Annotated in this window: 16 protein-coding genes; all 16 read left to right on the top strand. The window is 43.1% G+C overall.

The genetic code is table 11. The annotated features are described in order from the left end of the window. Positions 1-395 precede the first annotated feature (395 nt). The 16 genes from HQN88_RS35815 (at position 396) to HQN88_RS35740 (ending at position 20,052) form a co-directional block, all read left to right on the top strand. Positions 396-1,640 carry a stalk domain-containing protein gene (locus tag HQN88_RS35815; RefSeq protein ID WP_173121258.1) on the top strand — a complete coding sequence of 415 codons (1,245 nt, stop codon included), beginning with the start codon at positions 396-398 and terminating at the stop codon, positions 1,638-1,640. Positions 1,641-1,762: 122 nt separating this feature from the next. Next, a complete protein-coding gene (locus tag HQN88_RS35810) occupies positions 1,763-2,713 on the top strand; it encodes a stalk domain-containing protein (RefSeq protein ID WP_173121256.1) in 951 nt (316 codons plus the stop codon). 213 nt (positions 2,714-2,926) lie between these two features. Next, a complete protein-coding gene (locus tag HQN88_RS35805) occupies positions 2,927-3,379 on the top strand; it encodes a VOC family protein (protein WP_173121254.1) in 453 nt (150 codons plus the stop codon). A gap of 375 nt (positions 3,380-3,754) precedes the next feature. Then, entirely contained in the window at positions 3,755-5,059 is a 1,305-nt protein-coding gene (locus HQN88_RS35800) for a M20/M25/M40 family metallo-hydrolase (RefSeq protein WP_173121252.1), read from the top strand. Then, positions 5,052-6,155, top strand: a complete 1,104-nt coding sequence (locus HQN88_RS35795; RefSeq protein WP_173121250.1) for an alanine racemase — start codon at positions 5,052-5,054, stop codon at positions 6,153-6,155. Before HQN88_RS35800 ends, HQN88_RS35795 begins: the two co-directional genes overlap by 8 nt. 70 nt (positions 6,156-6,225) lie before the next feature. After that, positions 6,226-6,888, top strand: coding sequence for a cyclase family protein (locus tag HQN88_RS35790; protein ID WP_173121248.1), 663 nt, complete (start codon positions 6,226-6,228; stop codon positions 6,886-6,888). A gap of 19 nt (positions 6,889-6,907) precedes the next feature. Continuing rightward, positions 6,908-7,933 (top strand): galactitol-1-phosphate 5-dehydrogenase, encoded by a 1,026-nt coding sequence (locus HQN88_RS35785; RefSeq protein ID WP_173121246.1) that lies wholly within the window; start codon positions 6,908-6,910, stop codon positions 7,931-7,933. Between the two features lie 28 nt (positions 7,934-7,961). Beyond that, on the top strand, positions 7,962-8,336 hold the full coding sequence (locus tag HQN88_RS35780) for a Rid family detoxifying hydrolase (protein ID WP_173121244.1): 375 nt from the start codon (positions 7,962-7,964) through the stop codon (positions 8,334-8,336). 73 nt (positions 8,337-8,409) lie between these two features. Next, positions 8,410-9,744: a DegT/DnrJ/EryC1/StrS aminotransferase family protein gene (locus HQN88_RS35775; RefSeq protein WP_173121242.1), complete on the top strand. Its 1,335-nt coding sequence runs from the start codon at positions 8,410-8,412 to the stop codon at positions 9,742-9,744. A gap of 163 nt (positions 9,745-9,907) precedes the next feature. Next, a complete protein-coding gene (locus HQN88_RS35770; RefSeq protein ID WP_246320639.1) occupies positions 9,908-12,220 on the top strand; it encodes a helix-turn-helix domain-containing protein in 2,313 nt (770 codons plus the stop codon). Positions 12,221-12,243: 23 nt separating this feature from the next. Then, positions 12,244-13,848: an extracellular solute-binding protein gene (locus HQN88_RS35765; protein ID WP_173121238.1), complete on the top strand. Its 1,605-nt coding sequence runs from the start codon at positions 12,244-12,246 to the stop codon at positions 13,846-13,848. Positions 13,849-14,045: 197 nt separating this feature from the next. Next, complete coding sequence (locus HQN88_RS35760; protein ID WP_173121236.1) at positions 14,046-15,398, top strand: neutral/alkaline non-lysosomal ceramidase N-terminal domain-containing protein; 1,353 nt, start codon at positions 14,046-14,048, stop codon at positions 15,396-15,398. Between the two features lie 149 nt (positions 15,399-15,547). After that, positions 15,548-17,185: an extracellular solute-binding protein gene (locus HQN88_RS35755; RefSeq protein ID WP_173121234.1), complete on the top strand. Its 1,638-nt coding sequence runs from the start codon at positions 15,548-15,550 to the stop codon at positions 17,183-17,185. Between the two features lie 87 nt (positions 17,186-17,272). After that, positions 17,273-18,232: an ABC transporter permease gene (locus HQN88_RS35750; protein WP_173121232.1), complete on the top strand. Its 960-nt coding sequence runs from the start codon at positions 17,273-17,275 to the stop codon at positions 18,230-18,232. 18 nt (positions 18,233-18,250) lie between these two features. Continuing rightward, positions 18,251-19,126, top strand: a complete 876-nt coding sequence (locus tag HQN88_RS35745; protein ID WP_420794180.1) for a carbohydrate ABC transporter permease — start codon at positions 18,251-18,253, stop codon at positions 19,124-19,126. Between the two features lie 44 nt (positions 19,127-19,170). After that, positions 19,171-20,052, top strand: a complete 882-nt coding sequence (locus HQN88_RS35740; protein ID WP_173121228.1) for a dihydrodipicolinate synthase family protein — start codon at positions 19,171-19,173, stop codon at positions 20,050-20,052. The last annotated feature ends 9 nt before the right edge of the window (positions 20,053-20,061 follow it).

Here is a 20,061-nt window from a genome sequence, read left to right as displayed (position 1 = left end):
AAGCGGATCTTAAAGTTAGCGGATTAAAAATACCGAATGAAACAGCGGTCTTAGGAGTAAAAAGAAGACATCCGACCCCAAAGAGGGAACGGATGTCTTCTTTTTTGATACGTAAAGGCCATCAACGAAAAATGCGTAAGTTTTTCAGTGGCCCAGTCTAATCTCGGTGGCCTTTTTATAAGCGCCAGATATTATATGTTTTGGGTTTTGGGGTAAGCGAAGCTTAGCCCAAGGCCCCCCGGCATCTTTAGAGGTAAGATAGTCAACGTAAGCTTTGTGAAAAGACAGATTCGCACGTGTGATCTGTCTTTTTCATCTTCTTTTGCAGGAATTAGGAGGGAATTTGTCGAAAAGGAATGATTCGTGGAAATTAAACCGTGTGTTACGGAGGTACAATGAATAATTGGTTGAAAAAGAGTGTTACGCTAGCAACAGTACTTACTGGGGTATCCATGGTATTCGGGAACCTCAGTGCAACTGCAGCAGGCAACAACGATCAGAGCGCCGCACTAGATTATTTGAATGACGTCAGAGCACATATGGGCATTCCATTGATGGAATTAGATCCTTCTCTAACAACTGCAGCTGGCAAGCATGCGAATTATCTCCTCATGAATCAGGAGAACGGACATACAGAAACACCAAGTAAGCAAGGGTTCTCTGGCAAGCTTCCCTGGGATCGGGCAGCCGCTGCAGGTTTGGATACGGATAAATTCGGTGTGTTTGAGGATGTTTCGTTTACGACCGATTCGCCAGAGGATGGCGTTCAGTCTTTGCTGGATGCTCCGCTTCATAGATCAAGTTTAATTCTTCCCGACATGTCACTACTAGGCGTTGGGTATAATAAACATGCACTTGTCCTAAACCCTGCTAAGAAATGGTTCACCCATACAGGAACAGGTGTTTATCCTTACGATGGACAGATGGGTGTACCGATTGGATTTTATGGGTTTGAGATACCGAATCCATTGGAACAATTCAATTTAGAGAAGTCGGGTTATTTTATTACTTACGCAGGGGTAGCTCAAGACAAGACGGATGTGACAGCCTCACTGAAGAACAGTCAAGATGCACCTGTTGAGATTTACAAATTAAAGCAAGAGCTTGGCGATACGAACGCTTGGCATATCATTCCGAAATATGAGCTTGCTTATGGAGAAACGTATACGGTAACTGTTGAGCAGACATCATGGTCTTTCACAACTGTAGACAACCCGGCTGCGCCGTCTATGGAACAGAAAGGGAATCCAGTCAAAACAGACCCACCCAAGAAATTTACGTCTAACGATGTTGGTATTCGTATCAACGGGACTTACATCGACGTTTCTCCTAAGGCCAAAATTATTGGTGAAAGTACGTTCATCCCGCTTCGTGGCGTATTTGAAGCGATGGGAGCCAAAGTCACGTGGGAGGCAACCCGTCAAGAGGTTACGATTGTGAAAGGTTCCAAAACGATTGTTTTGCCCATTGGGAAGAAACAAGCGCTAGTTAACGGAATATGGCAGGCACTCTCGAATGCGCCTTTTATTTCCACTGAGGGATCCACATATGTCCCCCTACGATTTGCTAGCGAAGCGCTTGGTGCACATGTGGCATGGGAAAGTGATAAGTGGACGGCTGTCATCAATCAATCTGAATAAGCGATATGAAGTCGAGCGCAAGTTGCTCGGCTTTTTTTATTGTGAAACAATTTCGAAGAAGATGCGTCTAAACCAATAGAATTGTTAAAATATGGGATGGATATGATGGGGAGGAGTCAACCATGAAGAAATTTATGTTTGGTCTGAGTTGTGGCCTGCTGCTTGCAGGGTCATCTGTAGCTATCGCTTCTAATACGATTCAAGCGTTATTATTCCCAGCAAGTTTTGAGATCAATGGCAATCAAATTAAGATGAACACTGACTATCAGATTCTGAATGTGGATGGACATGCTTATGTACCCGTTCGTTTTGTAGCTGAAAATTTGGGAGCAACGATTGATTATGATTCAGAAGCTCAAAAAATTGTTGTTAAAAATAAACCTTTAGACATCAAAGATCCTGATTATGAGAGTATCGCGGTAGGAAATTTAATTGTTACGAAAGCAGGGAATAAAACCAAAGTGACTGGCCAATTGAAATTTGAAGGCGTAGGAAACAGTCTTAACATGGTCGGAGCGGGATTGTCTTTTTACAATGAGGATAATCAGGAAATAGGTGCAGCCGTCATTTCGGGAACTAATTTCGGCGTAGAACCCCAAACGTTTGTAACCGAGGGAGAGGGAGATTTCAAGAATTACGATGCGGTGTATCTTCATATTGGTGCCGTTAATCATCGGATTATTCGTGAGGTTCCTCCTATGCTTTATCATAATTCACAATATCGTTTCACACTTGATCTCCCGTCTAGCTGGGAAGGGAAATATGAGGTGGAAGAGCGGAGTGATGAAGCATCTGAGCGAGTGAACTACCTTTTTATCAATAAGGCAAATAAAGCGTTCGGTGGTGTCCTGTACAGCATTTCTGTATGGACTAAGGAGGATTGGCTTGCAAATGGTGCTACCACGAAGGGAATTGTTCAAATATACAAATTAGGAGAAGACGCGGACCATGTATACCTCTTATTCCCCCCAGGAGATGTAGAGTATAATCCCCATGACGAGAAACTTACTGCCGAATTTCGTTTAATGACGAATCAAATTAGTACGATTAGAAGAAGTTTCAAATTTGAATAATTATGAAAATACGAGCAAGTACCAAGGTGATATGCGAGCACAATTTGGTAAATTTGATTTTGCTTTTTCCAATTTCAGAGAAGAGAAGCTACATAACTTAAGTTATGTAAACTAATATATATCCAGTTAATCGTTTGGAAGGAAGTAGTCATTTTTTATAGAATACATATGAAGATGATCAGATAGTCTATTTGTACACATAAGGAGAAAACTATGGAAAACAATAAATTACTAAGAATGGATAATGTCGGTATCGTTGTAGAATCTCTTGAAGACGCAATCTCTTTCTTCGAGGAGATTGGCTTGAAGCTCGAAGGGCGAGCTACTGTCGAAGGAAAATGGGCTGGTCGCGTAACCGGGCTGGGTTCACAGTGTGTAGAGATTGCTATGATGGTTACCCCAGATGGCCACAGCCGTATTGAACTTTCGCGATTTCTCACCCCACCTACTGTATCAGATCACCGAACTGCTCCTGTAAATGCTCTCGGTTATCTACGCGTCATGTTCACCGTTGAAAACATTGACGAAATGGTATCCAGACTCACTAAGCGTGGTGCTCAGCTCGTTGGCGAAGTGGTCCAGTACGGGGACTCGTATCGGCTTTGCTACATTCGCGGAAATGAAGGACTTCTAATCGGTTTGGCAGAACAGCTCGGTAAAAAATAAGTGACTTAAGGAACAAAGAAGTAATTGCCGGGACACAACTAGAACAAGTTAGTGTTTTTTTCGGCTCCTGTAGTTTATTGGATTATAGAATCAAAGTACGTTTATTACTAATTGTTATCTAGTTCAGGTAGCAATCGAGAAATAGTATTTAACATAGAATATGAATAAAAAAAGCTAATTGGCATATTAATCGCGATTAATATGCCAATTAGCTTTTTTTTATTGTTTTTCTGTAACAATAAGTAAATAGGTTGATCCATCTATAAAATGGACTATGTACGGTTTGATGAACGCTCTTATATATTAAGCCTAAGTAAATTCTTCCAAGATTCATTACGGTTTAAGATGAAAAGAATATTGTCGGGGGACATGAAAATGAGGCATACATGGAGTGAAAGCATCCGAATTTGGTTGGATAAAAACAAGGGAATTATACTTGATTTTGTACAAGATTTAGTGAGATTTAACACAGTTAATGAAGTAACACACGGTTCGGAAAAAGAGTGCCAACTATTTCTTGCTCAGTATTTACGCGATATGGAAATGAATGTCGATGTATTTTCTCCAGAAGATGTACCACGGTTTCGCGAACATGAAGCCTTTTTCCCTGGGAAAGACTACACGGACAGACCGAATGTTGTAGCGGTAATGAATGGAAAGGGCGAAGGGAAATCGCTTCTATTTTCAAGTCACATCGATACAACCGTAGCTGCTCCTGGTTGGAATCGTGACCCCTGGACGCCAGAGGTAAGCGAGGGGAAGCTATATGGACTGGGCACCTTTGATATGAAGGGTGGTCTATCTGCATCTGTCATGGCAGTTCGTTGTATTCGTGAACTTGGGATTCAACTACAAGGTGATTTATGGGTGGAATCTGTTGTGGATGAAGAATTTGGCGGCGCGAACGGAACGTTGGCCAGCCGGCTCAAGGGTTATAATCCGGACGCGGCGATCATACCTGAACCGACCAATATGGCCGTATGCCCAGGTACAAGAGGCGGAGCCTTGTGGCGAGTTACATTTAAAGGAAACACAGGCATGTCCTTTAGTGGAGAGAAAATCATGAATCCTGCATTGATGGCAGCTAAGTTCATTGTCTTTCTTGAAGCCTATGAAATCGCAGCCAGAGACAAAGCAGGTCCGCAGCCTTGGTTCGAAGAGGATCGCTCTCTTAGCGTGATCGTTACTCGACTTGAGGCAGGTGATCTATCTGCACCGTTATGTGACAGTGGTCCGACAACTTGTCATGTTGATATATGGGTAGAGTGTCATCCGCACATGACGGAGAAGCAGTTGCAACAAGATCTGTTGACGGGTTTCAGTCAGATGTACGCTAATTCATATAGCGAATGGCAAGAGCCGGAATTTACCAAAATGATACGATTCCTGCCGGGATGTGAGGTAGACGCTGGTTTTCCCCTCATCGATATGTTGGCATATCACATGGAAGAAGTAACAGGGACGGCAGCGATTAAGGCAGGAGCACCTTTTGCCTGCGATGCGTTTATGTTCAATCTGCATAGTACAACTCCCGCTATCGTAATGGGACCATCCGGGGGGAACGCGCATGCACCCGATGAGTATATCGACATTCCACAATTCTTTCAATTGATTGAAATCTACGTGCTTACAATTCTGAATTGGTGCGGAATTGCAGAAGAGGGGGGACAAGATGAATAAACAGGATCTGGATACACCCTATATTCTGATCGATTTGGAAAAGGTTGAAAAAAATATAGCGGATATGCAGCAAATTGCTAATCGTGCCGGAATTGTATTGCGGCCTCATGCTAAGACTCATAAAATTCCTGAACTGGCGATTAAACAGATCGCAGCAGGAGCTATTGGCATAACCGTGGCTAAAATTGGAGAAGCGGAGGTTATGGCTGCAGCTGGGATACAAAATATTTTTATAGCTTATCCCATCGTAGGGGAACAAAAGCTGAACCGATTGCGTTGCTTAGCCCAAACAGTTGATCTAACGATTGCGGTCGATAGTCTGGTTGTAGCACGCGAAGTTTCGCTCGCTTTCCTGCAAGAACCAGGTATTTCTGTGGATGTACTTGTGGAAATGGATTGCGGCTTTGGACGTGTTGGCGTTCCGGAAGGTCAGCCCGTCTTGGATCTGGCGAAACAGATTGCCGCACTCCCTGGTCTTGTCTTTCGTGGCATAATCACCTTTGCAGGGCACTCCTACGATGCCAAGGATGTATTTGAAATAGAGCAGATTGCGATTTCCGAAGGAAATGCAGCGCGTAGAACCGCGAAATTGCTCATCAACAACGGCTTACGAGCAGATGTGGTAAGCGGCGGATCTACACCTACCGCGCGCTTCGCCAATCATATGAATGGAATCACAGAAATTCGTCCAGGTACGTATCTATTTGGTGATTTAATGCAAGTGAGCTTGGGGTCACATCGTCTGGCAGATTGCGCATTGACCGTGAAAACTACAATCGTCTCCAGACCCGCAGCAGATCGGGCGGTTATTGATGCAGGTACGAAGGTATTCACAATGGATGGTGAAGATTCGCCAATAGGGACGGGCAGAGGATACGTAGTGGGACATCCGGGCATTATCGTTTCCTGGTTTACGGAGGAGCACGGGATATTGTACCTGCCAGAAGAAGCAAGGGATCTTGCAGTGGGGCAAACCCTGGAGATCATTCCCGTACATTGCTGCGGTGTTATTAATATGTTTGATGAAGCAGCAGCAATACGTCACGAAGAAGTGGAAGCCATTTGGAACATTCAGGGTAGGGGAAAAGTAAGGTGATATTCATAAATGGAGTTGCTGAATTCGCCATTTCATGATGATCTTTACTGGGCAAAGGAGGAAATGTCTCGTGCGAGTCCTTGATTTAAGCGGTCCCATCTACAATGGCATGTGGAGCTATGGATCTCCATTACCTGACGTACGTGTAGAGCCGTTGGCTAGTCTGGAAACGGTAGGTTGGAGTGGTCATCTTCTTCATCTGCATACACTTACAGGCACCTATCTGGAAACGGCAGATCATTTGTTTCCAGGACGCGAAACGATTGCTGAAGTATCCGTAGACCGCTTCATTAAGAAAGCATGGGTCGCTCAACTTACGGAGAAAGAAAAATGGGGAAAGATAACAGCCGATGAGTTGAATCGAGCAGTTAGTGCTGATTTTAAACCTGGTGATGCGCTGCTGATCGCAACAGGATGGGATCAATTATGGGGGCACGAAGATTTTGTGCGAGGATGCCCGTTCTTTTTGCCGGAAGTGATGGAATGGGTGATCGAGAAGGATGTCGGATTACTGGGCTTGGATATACCCAGCGTGCAAGATCCAAGGATGGATGACAATGCACTGAACCGGTTGTTTTTTGCCAAGGATCGTCTGCTGCTTGCACCGCTAGTTGGTTTAAGGAAGACTGGTAAAGGACCCGGGACTTTGATTGCACTACCGCTTCCTATTTCAGACGTTTGTGGAACACCATGTAGAGCTGTATTTTTAGATGAGGTCATTACTAATTCATAGAAGGTAGGAATGGTAATCCGTGAAAGCATTGGTTTATGAAGGTCCTCGTGATATGCAAATAAGAGAAGTTGAATTACCGGTACCTAACGATGAAGAAGTATTGATTGAGGTTGCATTCTCTGGCATTTGCGGTTCAGAACTTAGTGGATATTTGGGTCATAATGCACTCCGTAAACCTCCGCAGATCTTCGGACATGAATTTTCGGGCAAAATTGTACAGTTAAGCGAACGGGTGAAGGAAAGATTCGCACTACAATCCGGACAACGGGTAACGGCAAATCCACTCGTAACCTGCGGAAACTGTATGTATTGCTTAAAGGGTCAACAACAATTATGTGCAAGTCGCCAATTATTAAGTGCAGCGCTGCCAGGAAGTAATGCTACCTATGTGAAAGTGCCTGCTTCTTGCGTATACCCGCTCCAGGATCATCTCACTTTTCAGCAAGGGGCGCTGACCGAGCCGATTGCTTGCAGTGTGCGTGTAGCAGAATTAGCAGCTGCTAAGCCAGGAGATCATGTCTTAATTGTGGGGATGGGCCCAATCGGTTTATTTGTACTGCAAGCACTGCGGGTTTATGGTATCAAAGATATTATTGCGGTTGATTTGCATCGGGAAAGGCTGCAAATGGCCGAAGCACTAGGAGCAACAGCACTGCATGCAACAGAGGTTGATATTGCAAGGGAGATCCCAACCCTTACAAATGGATGGGGTGTTCAGGTGGCCATCGACGCCGTAGGATCAGTTCAAACACGCCGTCAATGCATCGAAAGTACTGCACCTGGTGGCAAGGTTATATGTACCGGGCTTCACGAAGCAGAATCGCTGTTACAGGTCAATTCGTTAATTCGCAGCGAAATTACTTGTGTAGGATCCTTTGCCTATTCGGCTATCAATTTTCAGACAGCTCAGAAGTGGCTTGCTGCGGGGTATTTTCATTTGAATGAGAATTGGATTGTCGAAGCACCGCTTGAAGAAGGCGGTAAATGGTTTGATAAGTTATTAGGAAACCCGGGCAAAGTGGCTAAAGTCCTGTTGTATCCATAAATTGAAGAGGGAAGAAGGGAGAGTTCGAATGAGAAAAGTTGTGGAGACTGCAAACGCATCAAAAGGTGATGGTCCTTATTCGCAGGCTGTAACATCAGGAGGTTTTCTCTTTATTTCCGGTCAAGGTCCTTTGGATCCGCTAACAGGGGAGATACTAGGTACGGATATTGAAGAGCAAACCCATTTTACTTTGAAGAACATACTCCAAATTTTGCATGCTGCGCATTGCACGACAGATCATGTAGTTAAAGTGACGGTTATTTTATCTGATATGAGGGATTTCGAGCGATTTAATACGACTTATAAAAGTTTCTTTGACAAACCTTATCCTGCAAGAACTTGTTTTTCCGGAGGCTTAGGCGATATTTTGGTTGAGATTGATGTCATTGCTAAGCTTCCTTAGAAATGTTAGAAAAGTGATCATTCTTTTCAAATTGTACGTGTCTTATAAATGGAAGAGGGGGAGAACGGGTGCGATGAGTAACAAGGAGAAGCTTGCACTACTGGGAGGAAATAAAGCTGTCACTGAAAATCCGGGAAATATGTTTACATGGCCCATCATAACAGAGGAAGATGAAGAGGCTGCACTTGGGGTACTAAGAAGAGGTGCAATGTCAGGAACAGAGATTACTCGACAATTTGAAGATGATTTCACGAATTGGCTGGATGTAACATATGCACTTGCGTTCAACAATGGTACTGCCTCGCTGCAGGCTGCCATGTATGGTTGTGGACTTGGTGTTGGGGATGAGATTATAGGTCCGAGCATCACATATTGGGGATCTGCCTTACAGGCTTTTTCATTAAGTGCGACGGTTGTTTTTGCTGATATCGATCCGGTCACGCTTTGTCTGGATCCGAACGATATTGAGCACCGAATCAGCGAGCGAACAAAAGCCATTATGGTCGTCCACTACCTCGGTCATCCCGCTGACATGGATGCCATTATGGGAATAGCTCACAAACATAATCTTAAGGTGATTGAAGATGTTTCGCATGCCCATGGTGGATTATATAAAGGACGTAAGCTGGGAACCATCGGTCATGTAGGGGCAATGTCGCTAATGGCAGGCAAGGCTTTGGCTGTTGGCGAAGGCGGTATGTTGGTCACGAATGATAGATCCATCTATGAACGGGCACTTGTTCTCGGGCATTATGAGCGATTCAATAAAGACATAGAGAGTCCTGATTTACAGCCGTATAAGGGCCTTCCTATGGGTGGCTACAAGTACCGGATGCATCAGATCAGCTCAGCAGTAGGGCGCGTGCAGCTTAAGCATTACGATGAAAGACATGCCGAAATTAGCCGATCCATGAATTATTTCTGGGATCTTCTCGAGGATGTTCCCGGTATTCGTGCGCATCGACCAGAGAAAGGCTCTGACATATATATGGGAGGCTGGTATGCTGCACATGGTCATTATAAGGCAGAAGAGCTTGGGGGATTGTCAATTTCCCGTTTTTGTGAAGCTGTGCGCGCGGAAGGTGTGGGAGAATGCAATCCCGGTTGCAACCGCCCGCTGCATCTGCATCTTTTGTTACAAGACGCCGACGTGTATGGACACGGCATGCCGACTCGAATTGCAAATGCAGCTAGAGACGTTAGGCCGCTCGATAACCTACTGCCAGTTAGTGAAAGAATCGCGGAAAAAGTATTCAGCATTCCATGGTTTAAGCATTTCAGACCAGAAGTCATAGAAGCCTATGCCAATGCTTTTCGAAAGGCTGCTGGTAATTATCGGGAGCTGTTAGCAGAAGATCAAGGAAATGCCTTGGACTTAGGTGATTGGAGTTTGTATAAAAAAAAGTGACAGGGAGAAAATGGACTTCCTAAATCACTAAATTAGAGAGATGATCGCCTAATAGATTCCATTTTATTTGATTATCTAGAAGGGTTAACTTCGTTCGTCGTCGAATAGGTCGAATAGGTCGATTAGCATGTAATCTCAGTAAAGGGTGGGATGAGATTTGAACATGTTGCGAAGGGCTAACCGTAGAAAGAGTATATTTATTACAAACCTTATTTCATATATTGCCATTCTTTTATTTCCCGTGGCCATTGGAGGCTATTTATACCAACGGGTCGAGACGATTATGGTAGATAATGCAAACCGCACGAACATGGGGCTTCTGGAGCAAATCAAGTTGGTTGCGGAGAATCGATTTAATGAAATCGATACGATGACCGTCCAGATTGCATTTAATCCGAAGCTTCAGTGGGCGTTAAGTAACTTTGAAAGTGACTATACTAGAAATCAGTTTGATCTAGCCGACATCATGAAGGACTTTAGAAACGTTAACAAAGCAAGCAGCTTTGTAAGTGATTTTTTGGTATACTTCAAAAATACGGATACGGTATTAACGCCATCTGGCAAGTCAGATTCATCCTTCTATTTTAATAAAATACTTGTCTACAATGAACAAAGCAGTGACTGGGCTTTGAACAAAATGTTTACAGGCAATCATTTCAAAACGTATTTACCTGTTACGACCATTAAAGAAGGGGAAAGAATTAGCAATGTGATAACTTACGTCCAATCATTGCCGCTTGGTGAAGAGGTGAATGTGAAGGGCTATTTGGTCATTTTAATTAACGAACAGGAATTTGACCGTTTAATCAAACAAGTCGAGAAAGTGAACAATAGTTCTATTTATATCATAGACGACCATCAACAAATTATTATGTCTACCGCTAAGCATCAACTCTTAAACACAGATTTGATGGCTATGCTCGGGGATGATAACGGGTTTGATCATACGTTCACGCAAAATGGACAAGAGATGATGCTTTCTTACACAACTGGACAGAATGGCTGGAAGTACGTCTCTGTGCTACCAAAGCAAATCGTGTTGGAGCAGGTCCTCACTGTGAAGAATGTAGCTTTAGCACTGCTTTTTTTAATTTTGGTTGCAGGCATTGTCGCTTCCTATATTATGGCCTACCGAAATTATACGCCGATTCGTGATGTGGTAAGAACGATTATGCAAGGAAATATACATAAACGGGAGGATATCGATAACGAGTTTGATTACATTAAACAGTCGATTATTCACTCCTTGGGTGAAAATAACAATTTGAAGCAAACATTGACACAGCATGCTCCAGTTATTCAGGCCAATTTCCTGTCCAGACTCATTAAAGGACACGTTGAAGCAACAGCTTTAAGTAATGATTCCTTTCATTTTATGGGTATTCATTTCGAGCATGACTATTTTGGCGTGATGATTCTCGAAATTGAGGATTGCCGTGAGTTCATTAAGGAAGATACAGAGCAGGAATGGGCTCATGTGAGGTTTGTCTTGACCAATTTAAGCAGTGATTTGTTGGGTATGGAAGGATATATCGTAGAGATGGACCGCACCCGGCTGGCCATTTTACAAAATAACAGCAAGCCTGAAGAGCATACGTATTTGGAGAGAGCAGCATTCATTGAAAACTTGCAAAGAGTGGCGAGTCAACGATTTAAATTGAAAATTTCGATTGCAATTAGCCAGTTTCATCAGGGTTTGGAAGATATTGGTCGATGCTACCGAGAGGCCTTAATTGCACTTGACTACCGTTTGATTAAAGGATCCCACGCGGTGATTTATCATGAAGACATTACTGACCTTGAATCCCATTATTATCATTACCCTCTCGAAGATGAAGTACAACTGATGAATTATGCCAAAAGCGGCGATTATGCGAATGCCGAAAGACTGCTGGATCAAATTTACCAAGCGAACTTTATATCAAACGGCATATCACCGGAAATGGGTAAGTTCTTGTTCATCGATCTGCTCAGTACGATTGTGAAAGTGATGAATGGCTTGCAAATCACGGACAAGAAGCAATTTGAAAGCTCTGTCGATCCAGCTAAGGTCATTGCCGAATGTTCCACGGCGGAAGAAATGATTGAGAAGACGAAGGACATGTACCGGATTATATGTAAATTCACCAAGGCAGAAAAGACCGATCACGGGGATCGGCTATATGTCCGGATACGACAGTATATCGACGATCATTATAATGATAACAACATGAGTTTAGCCGCTATGGCGGATCATTTCCAAATCAGCTTACAGTACCTCTCGACCTTCTTTAAAAAACATAGCGGTGAAAATATAACAGACTACATTGCGATTGTCCGCATTCGGGAAGCTAAAAAATTATTAGCCGATCCAAAAGCGACTATGGGTGATATTGCTATAAAAATCGGCTATGCAAACGCCGTCAGCTTTATTCGTTTTTTCAAAAAAGTCGAAGGAGTTCCACCAGGAAAGTACCGCGAAATGCTGGATCGTTAACTATTAATGAGGGGGGACGTGCTATGATACTTGGTAAGCGGAAAAGGTTAGCTGTTCTTCTAGCGGTTTCCATGCTGGTTAGCCTTAACACAGCCTGTCGTGAAAGTACCGACAAATTGGCTGTGAGTGAGACCGTTAATGCAAAGGAAAGTGTGTACCCTCCCTCATTAACGTATTGGGTAGCTATGGATACGGATGCGGCTGTTACAATTAAAAGTAATGGCGAAATGGGACTATACAAACAGTTAGAGAAGATGACAGGAACCAAAGTCGAATTTTATCATCCACCAGCTGGGGAAACCCAAACACAAGATCAATTCAATATGATGATGGCTGCAGGTAAACTTCCAGATGTTATCTCTACCAATTGGTTGTCAAATTCCCCGGATAAAGCGATCAAAGACGGTAAGATTCTTCGCTTAAATGAAATTATCGATCAATATGCCCCCAACCTTTCCAAATTACTTCATGACAAACCGTATCTGAAAAAAGAAATTACGACAGACGAAGGAAATATTTATGCTTTTCCTTATATCGCAGACGATCCACCAATATTTGCCTATCATGGTCTAATGCTGCGCAAGGATTGGTTGGATGTATTACATTTGCAGCTGCCTTCCACGATTGACGAGTGGGAGAAGGTACTGACAGCTTTTCGAGACGGGGATCCAAACAAGAACGGCAAGAAGGATGAAATTCCGTTCTATTATAGAAAGACCGATATGGAAAACAGTTACCCATTTATTGGTGCATTTGGAATTACACCTGGTTTCTTTCAAGATGGCGGTGTTGTCAAGTATGGCCCCGCAGAACCGCAATTTAAGGATTTCCTGACACTCATGAACAAATGGTACAAGGCAGGCTTGATTGATCGCGATTATTTAACTTCGGATAACAAAATTAGAGATGGCAAGATGTTGGATAATCAGCTTGGATCTATGGCAGGTTGGGTGGGAAGCAATCTTGGCACCTACATGCAGATTATGAAAGACAAAGAGCCCCAATTCAAGCTGGTTGGCGTGTCTTTTCCGACGCTTAAAGTCGGCGGTAAAGCGTTATCGAAGGATGTTCCATTAATTACTGGCCATGGTGCAGCGATTTCCACAGCTGCCAAAAATCCGAAACAAATTGCGGCATGGCTGGATTTCGGTTACAGCAAAGAAGGTTCAATCTTGTACAATTTTGGCGTAGAAGGCGAAAGCTATACTTTGATAAATGGTAAACCACAATATACGGATCTTATTTTGAAAAACCCAAAAAATCTGTCTGTTTCTCAAGCTCTCTCCATGTATTCGCTCCAAACGTCAAGTGGCCCATTCGCGTCTGACCCAGTTGCCGACAAACAATGGCATGCTGATGCTGAACAAGCAGAGGCTATGAACAAATGGATTCAAGCAGACCACTCCAAAGAGCTGCCGAACATATGGATGAATGCGGAAGAACAACAGAAATATGCCTCGATCATGTCCGATTTAACGACCTATAAAAATGACATGGTCGATAAGTTTATTATGGGTGTGGAGCCCTTAGTCCAGTTTGAACAGTATTTGCATACATTGACCAAATTAAAGATGGAAGATGCAATAAAGCTTAATCAAGCTGCTTATGACCGATATTTGAAGAAGTGATGACTTCGATGTTCGGAGATTTGAAAATGTTGTAACCTAGACCTTCTTCCGAAGGTCTATTTTTGTTTTCTCACGTAATAAGTAATCCAGATCATCCACATGAAATATGGATTATATGCGAGAGTGAATCCCCTTTATATACTAAATAGAAGCTAAGGTTTAGTTAAATCATAGGAATAATTGGAGGTTTAATAAGTATGAAATGGAAAGCGGATACATTACTTGTGGAAGCAGCCGCGGCTGTCGGTTCGGATATCTCACTAGGAATAGCCAAGCTCAATATTACACCTCAACAACCCATGGCATTATCTGGATTTGGTCATAGACATGGTGATTTTGATGGGATTCTTCATCCACTGCAACTGAGAGTTTGGTTTTTTCAACAAATGGATGTCTCTGACATGCAAAGAAAAGCTTTAGTTGTACAAGCGGATATTCTTGCCTGGAGTACGGAAAGGATGGGGGCCATCTATAAGCGACTTGAAGCGTACTATGGACTGACCGCCTCTTCGATCATTCTGAACGCCAGTCACACCCATTGTGGACCCAGAACCGCGGACTTGCTGGATGCATTAAATCCCGACTATGTAGACATGTTGGAGGAACGTTTGTTTGCAGGGGTTGAAGAAGCTTATTGCAAGCTGATTCCAGTTACCATCGAAAAGGGGGTTGGTGAATGCCGTATGGGTATTAACCGTCGCAAAATCGTAAATGGCGAGATGTCCATGGCTCCAAATTTAGAAGGACCTATCGATCCAGAGGTCAGCGTAATCCGTTTTTGCAGCAAGCTTACGAATGAAACGATGGGAGTTATGTTTCACTACACGTGTCACCCTACAACAACAGACTATAATTTCATATCTTCCGAATTTCCAGGCATCGCGATGGGTTGTGTGGAAGAAGCGATTGGCGGCGGGGCTATTGCTTCGTATTTACAGGGGTGTTGCGGTGATATTCGTCCTGCATTGATCCAGGAGGATGTGTTCTTTAGAGGAGATGACCGTGATGTCCAGCGATTCGGGAAGCAATTATCCGATGTTGTCCTGCACGTATTGAAGCGTCCGATGGAAGAGCTATCCCCTAGCTGGATCCATGCAAGTACTACGGAAGTTAACCTGCCATTCCAGTACAATCCAACCATCGATCAACTGCAAACGGGGAGCTTCGAGCAGGGGATGATGGGGGCATGGCATCGCATGCTGCTTGAGAATGCGAAACGAAACGCTGTTCATATTCCATTAAAGATGAACCTCTTAACGATTGCAGAGGGTCTTACGTTTCTAGCGATGAATGGAGAAATCGTAGTCGAGTATGGATTGTTCTTCAAGAAATGTGATCCTAGTCGAGGAGTACTTCCTCTAGCCTACAGTAATGGGATGGTTGGTTACGTCCCTACGGCTAAGCAAATTGAAGAGGGGGGTTACGAATCGAGGGATTCTATCTATTATTTTGGTTTACCGAGCCCATTTGTACCTGAAATAGAAAGTTTAATTCGGGATGCAGGTGTTCAGTTGCTCCAAACTGCCCCAATAGGTAAAAAAGAACAGTAACGATTAAAACGGATAACGCTGATGAAGTAAACCAGATAGCGAATATATATTATGGATTATATCCGATTGGCAAGCACCCTTTATATAGTTATGGTAAGCCGATAGGCGGATTCATAACGAAAAGCGTATGAAAAGGGAGGTTATGCACGATGAAAATTAGGAAGAAACTAGGGGTGACACTGCTGTCGGTATCCATGCTGGGCAGCTTAACCATCGCCTGCAGTAACACCGACAGCACGGGTACTAACGAGACTAGCCCCGCTAAAGTAAGCGCAATACCATCAGCATCAGTGGCCCCAAGCACAGGACCCAAATACCCTGCCTCATTGACTTATTGGACGGTAATGAATACGGATGCGGCAGTTTCGATCAAGAATTACAGTGAAATGGGATTGTACAAACAATTGGAAAAGGTCACCGGTACCAAAGTGGAATTTCAACATCCCCCTGCCGGTGAAGCGCAAGTAAAAGACCAATTTAATTTGATGATGGCCACGGGGAAACTGCCAGATGTGATCTATAACCAGTGGTCGGTGAATTTTCCAGACAAAGCCATCAAGGATGGCAGAATTCTCCGTTTGAACGAACTCATTGAGAAGAACGCCCCGAATTTATCCAAGTATTTGAAGGACAATCCAAATATCAGGAAATCAATAACAAGTGACGATGGGAATATTTATGCATTTCCTTCTATTGGAAGTGATCCTCAGGTATTTGTGTATCATGGCTTAATGATTCGTAAGGATTGGTTAGACAAATTGAATTTACAGCCTCCTAAAACGATCGAAGAATGGGAGAAAGTATTGATCGCCTTCCGAGACGGGGATCCCAACGGGAATGGCAAAAAGGATGAGATTCCATTCTTCTACAGACAAACGGATATGGAAAGTAGTTATCCGTTTCTTGGAGCTTATGGCCTTACAACAGGATTCTATCAAGAGGGCGGGGTTGTGAAGTACGGTCCTGCACAGCCGAAGTACAAGGATTTCCTAACTTTAATGAACAACTGGTACAAAGCAGGACTGATTGACAAAGATTATTTAACATCAGATGCCAAAATAAGAGATGGCAAGATGTTAGATAATCAACTTGGCTCAATGGCAGGTTGGGTAGGAAGCAGTCTTGGCGCCTTCATGCAATTAAAACGAGATAAAGAACCCAATTTCAAACTCATCGGAGTGCCTTTCCCAACTATTGCTGGGGGTGGTAAACCTGTATCCACGGTTGGTGTGGCAATTGACGGCAGAGGCGCTGCGATATCTGCAACAGCCAAAAATCCAGAACAAATAGCCGCATGGCTGGATTACGGATACAGCAAAGAAGGAGCGCTCATGTACAATTTCGGTGTAGAGGGTCAAAGTTATTCCCTTGTTAGCGGAAAACCGCAATATACCGATACCATTCTAAAAAATCCGAATAAATTATCTGTTTCTCAAGCCTTGTCCATCTATTCGTTAGAAACTTCAGGGGGGCCTTTCATCACCGACCCAGAAGCTGACAAACAATGGCATAACGACAAGGAGCAAGCAGATGCCATGGCCACATGGATTGACGCCGATCACTCGAAGCAATTGCCTGGTTCCTTATTAAATGCAGATGAACAAGCGAAGTTTACTACCATTATGACCGATTTAAATACGTATAAAAATGAAATGAACAATAAGTTCATTATGGGGTCAGAGCCATTAAGCAAATTCGATGAATACATTCAAACGTTGAACAAATTAAAGATTCAAGAAGCGATAAAACTTAATCAAGACGCTTACGATCGCTTTTTGAAAAAATAATCAAGTGAGATGGTCCGTGTTGATACGATGCGTTTTGACACGGACCATTGAATTTCAAGCTGCTTTGTATACAAGGAGGAATACTAGATGCCGCTTATCTCCAAACCAATTCCTGCCCTGACAAAGGCGGATAGAATGACATTTAGCTATAGGTTGAAGCGGGATTTAAAAGTAAATCGCTATATCTATATCATGATCTTACCTGTGCTGCTCTATTATCTCATATTCCACTATGGCCCGATGTATGGCATCCAAATTGCCTTTAAAAACTATTCGCCTGGAACTGGAATGTGGCATAGTCCGTGGGTTGGCTTTAAATATTTCAACGAATTTTTTCATAGCTTTTATTTTGGCAGATTGATCCGCAATACACTGCTCCTTAGTCTTTATGATCTCACCTTCGGATTTAGTGCGCCAATTGTATTGGCTTTGCTTCTTAATGAACTTCGCAGTGCTCTATTTAAACGTATTGTTCAAAGCATTACCTATTTGCCCTATTTTATATCACTTGTCGTTGTAGTAGGTCTCATGGTTGATTTCTTGGCAAGAGATGGACTGATCAACAACGTCATGGCTTTGTTTGGCTTAGAAAAGTTAGCCTATTTAAGTGAATCCGGGTGGTTTCGTACGTTATTCATTTCTTCAGGCATTTGGCAAAACATAGGATGGGGCACGATTATCTATTTGGCAGCGATGGCCAACATTGATCCTGCACTCTATGAAGCAGCAAAAGTGGACGGAGCGAATCGTTTCAAGCAAGTCGTTCATATTACGTTGCCTGGTATCATGCCAACCATTCTTATTTTATTGATTTTACAAATTGGCAATCTCATGTCGATTAACAGCGATAAAATATTGCTCATGTACAATACAGCTACTTATAACACAGCGGATGTTATCGGAACCTATGTATACCGTAAAGGAATACTGGAGGCGAGTTTCAGCTACAGCGCTGCGATAGGTTTATTTAATTCAGTGATTAATTTTATTTTATTAGTGCTAGCGAACTCCTTAAGCAAGAGGATAACGGAAACAAAGCTGTGGTAAGCAGGAGGTATGCGTCACATGAATAAACGGTCAGCAGGGGAGCGTATTTTTGATAGCAGCAATATCTTCTTTATGTTATTGCTTATGTTTGCTACGTTTTATCCGTTTTGGTACGTATTAGTCGCTTCATTTAGTGATCCAGGCTGGATCGCCCAGACCAGAGGTATGATTTGGTGGCCTCATGGTATCAATCTGGAATCGTATAAGGCTGTATTCCATAATCCCATTATTATTTCCGGTTATCTCAACACATTGTTCGTTGTGATCGTTGGCACGTTGCTGAATCTGATTATGACTTCCTTTGGCGCTTACGCCTTATCCAGAAATAACGTCATGTTGAAAAATCCGATCATGTTTATGATCGTTTTCACGATGTTCTTCAATGGGGGATTGATTCCGACCTATATGCTTGTGAATGGACTTGGCATGTTGGATAGTTTGTGGTCGCTGATTTTTCCTGTAGCCATGAGCGCATTCAACCTGATCATTATGAGAACGGCCTTTCAGGCTGTGCCCGTAAGCTTAGAGGAATCGGCTCGTTTAGAAGGCGCGAATGATTTTGTCATTTTATGGCGGGTCATGATTCCGCTTTCGCTGCCTGTTGTAGCGGTAATGTTTTTATTTTATGGTGTTGCGCATTGGAATTCTTGGTTTAACGCACTCATTTATATGAGAGATCGCGAGCATTATCCGTTGCAACTGATCCTCAGAGAAATTCTAATAAGTAACAGTACAGACAATATGACAGCTAATTCGGGAGGGAATAAGTTGGAGGTGGCCATGACTATTAAGTATGCAACGATTATCGTCGCTACAGGGCCAATTTTGATCTTATACCCCTACTTGCAGAAGTTTTTTGTTAAAGGCGTTATGATTGGCGCGATTAAAGAGTAAAGAATCCACCCCAAAATTCGAAAAATGGAAGGGACGTTTACACGATGAGCTTACGGGGAAATATACCGGTTATACCAACGCCGTTTGTTGACGGCAACGTATTTTTTAAAGATTTTGATAGATTAATAGAACATACTGCAAATTCATTGGACGGATACGTAGTTTGCGGAAGTACAGGCGAAGCTCCGGCTTTATCCAAAGATGAACGCATTCAGATCGTGGATTATATAGTGAAGAAAGTTCCATCAGGGAAAGAGATTGTGGTTGGCCTCGGCCACACGAATATAGCAGAAGCCGTAGAAATCGGCAAAGCAGCAGCTCATGCTGGTGTTAAAGCTGCGTTGGTTCCAAGTCCTTACTATTTTCCGAATTCGCTAGACATGGTTGAGGAGTATGTGGGGAAGCTCGCGAATCTTACAGGTTTAGATATTGTATTCTACGATAATCCAACGACGACAGGTACTCGATTTACAGCGGATGAGCTTTTGCATCTTGCGCAAACCATCCCATCTGTCAAAGCAATCAAAATGACCGACCATGCTTTTGCAAAAATTCGCAAATTAAAAGAGCAATCGAATCTCATTGTTTTCGGCGGAGATGACATTATCTGTTTTAGAGCCTTTGAAGCGGGTGTAGACGGAAATATGATCATCGCACCCATTATTTATCCGAAGGAGTTTCGTGATTGTTGGGATCTGTATTGTAGCGGGAATCGGAGTGAAAGCTTTAAGCTCTATACGGAAGTTATCCTACCATTCATCTCCATGTTTGGTCCCGGTGACGAGATTCCCACATCGAAAGCATTGCTGTACCACTTGGGGATTTTCTCTTCCCCAGAAACAAGGCTTCCACTCATCAATGCCAATGAACGAAGAATTCAGGAAGTTATGTTAGGCTATGAAGCTGGATTGAAACAATTGAAATGATAAAGAAAA

It is taken from the genome of Paenibacillus qinlingensis, from assembly GCF_013204845.1.
In the GTDB taxonomy this organism is placed as follows: Bacteria; Bacillota; Bacilli; order Paenibacillales; family NBRC-103111; genus Paenibacillus_E; species Paenibacillus_E qinlingensis.
The sequence above is the reverse complement of the archived record's forward strand: the minus strand, read 5'-3'. Positions and strand labels throughout refer to the sequence as shown.

What these genes read in the sequence shown, in the direction of transcription:
- HQN88_RS35815 (WP_173121258.1), top strand. Translation starts at nt 396, where the DNA reads ATGAATAATTGGTTGAAAAAGAGTGTTACGCTAGCAACAGTACTTACT.
- HQN88_RS35810 (WP_173121256.1), top strand. Translation starts at nt 1,763, where the DNA reads ATGAAGAAATTTATGTTTGGTCTGAGTTGTGGCCTGCTGCTTGCAGGG.
- HQN88_RS35805 (WP_173121254.1), top strand. Translation starts at nt 2,927, where the DNA reads ATGGAAAACAATAAATTACTAAGAATGGATAATGTCGGTATCGTTGTA.
- HQN88_RS35800 (WP_173121252.1), top strand. Translation starts at nt 3,755, where the DNA reads ATGAGGCATACATGGAGTGAAAGCATCCGAATTTGGTTGGATAAAAAC.
- HQN88_RS35795 (WP_173121250.1), top strand. Translation starts at nt 5,052, where the DNA reads ATGAATAAACAGGATCTGGATACACCCTATATTCTGATCGATTTGGAA.
- HQN88_RS35780 (WP_173121244.1), top strand. Translation starts at nt 7,962, where the DNA reads ATGAGAAAAGTTGTGGAGACTGCAAACGCATCAAAAGGTGATGGTCCT.
- HQN88_RS35775 (WP_173121242.1), top strand. Translation starts at nt 8,410, where the DNA reads ATGAGTAACAAGGAGAAGCTTGCACTACTGGGAGGAAATAAAGCTGTC.
- HQN88_RS35770 (WP_246320639.1), top strand. Translation starts at nt 9,908, where the DNA reads ATGTTGCGAAGGGCTAACCGTAGAAAGAGTATATTTATTACAAACCTT.
- HQN88_RS35765 (WP_173121238.1), top strand. Translation starts at nt 12,244, where the DNA reads ATGATACTTGGTAAGCGGAAAAGGTTAGCTGTTCTTCTAGCGGTTTCC.
- HQN88_RS35760 (WP_173121236.1), top strand. Translation starts at nt 14,046, where the DNA reads ATGAAATGGAAAGCGGATACATTACTTGTGGAAGCAGCCGCGGCTGTC.
- HQN88_RS35755 (WP_173121234.1), top strand. Translation starts at nt 15,548, where the DNA reads ATGAAAATTAGGAAGAAACTAGGGGTGACACTGCTGTCGGTATCCATG.
- HQN88_RS35750 (WP_173121232.1), top strand. Translation starts at nt 17,273, where the DNA reads ATGCCGCTTATCTCCAAACCAATTCCTGCCCTGACAAAGGCGGATAGA.
- HQN88_RS35745 (WP_420794180.1), top strand. Translation starts at nt 18,251, where the DNA reads ATGAATAAACGGTCAGCAGGGGAGCGTATTTTTGATAGCAGCAATATC.
- HQN88_RS35740 (WP_173121228.1), top strand. Translation starts at nt 19,171, where the DNA reads ATGAGCTTACGGGGAAATATACCGGTTATACCAACGCCGTTTGTTGAC.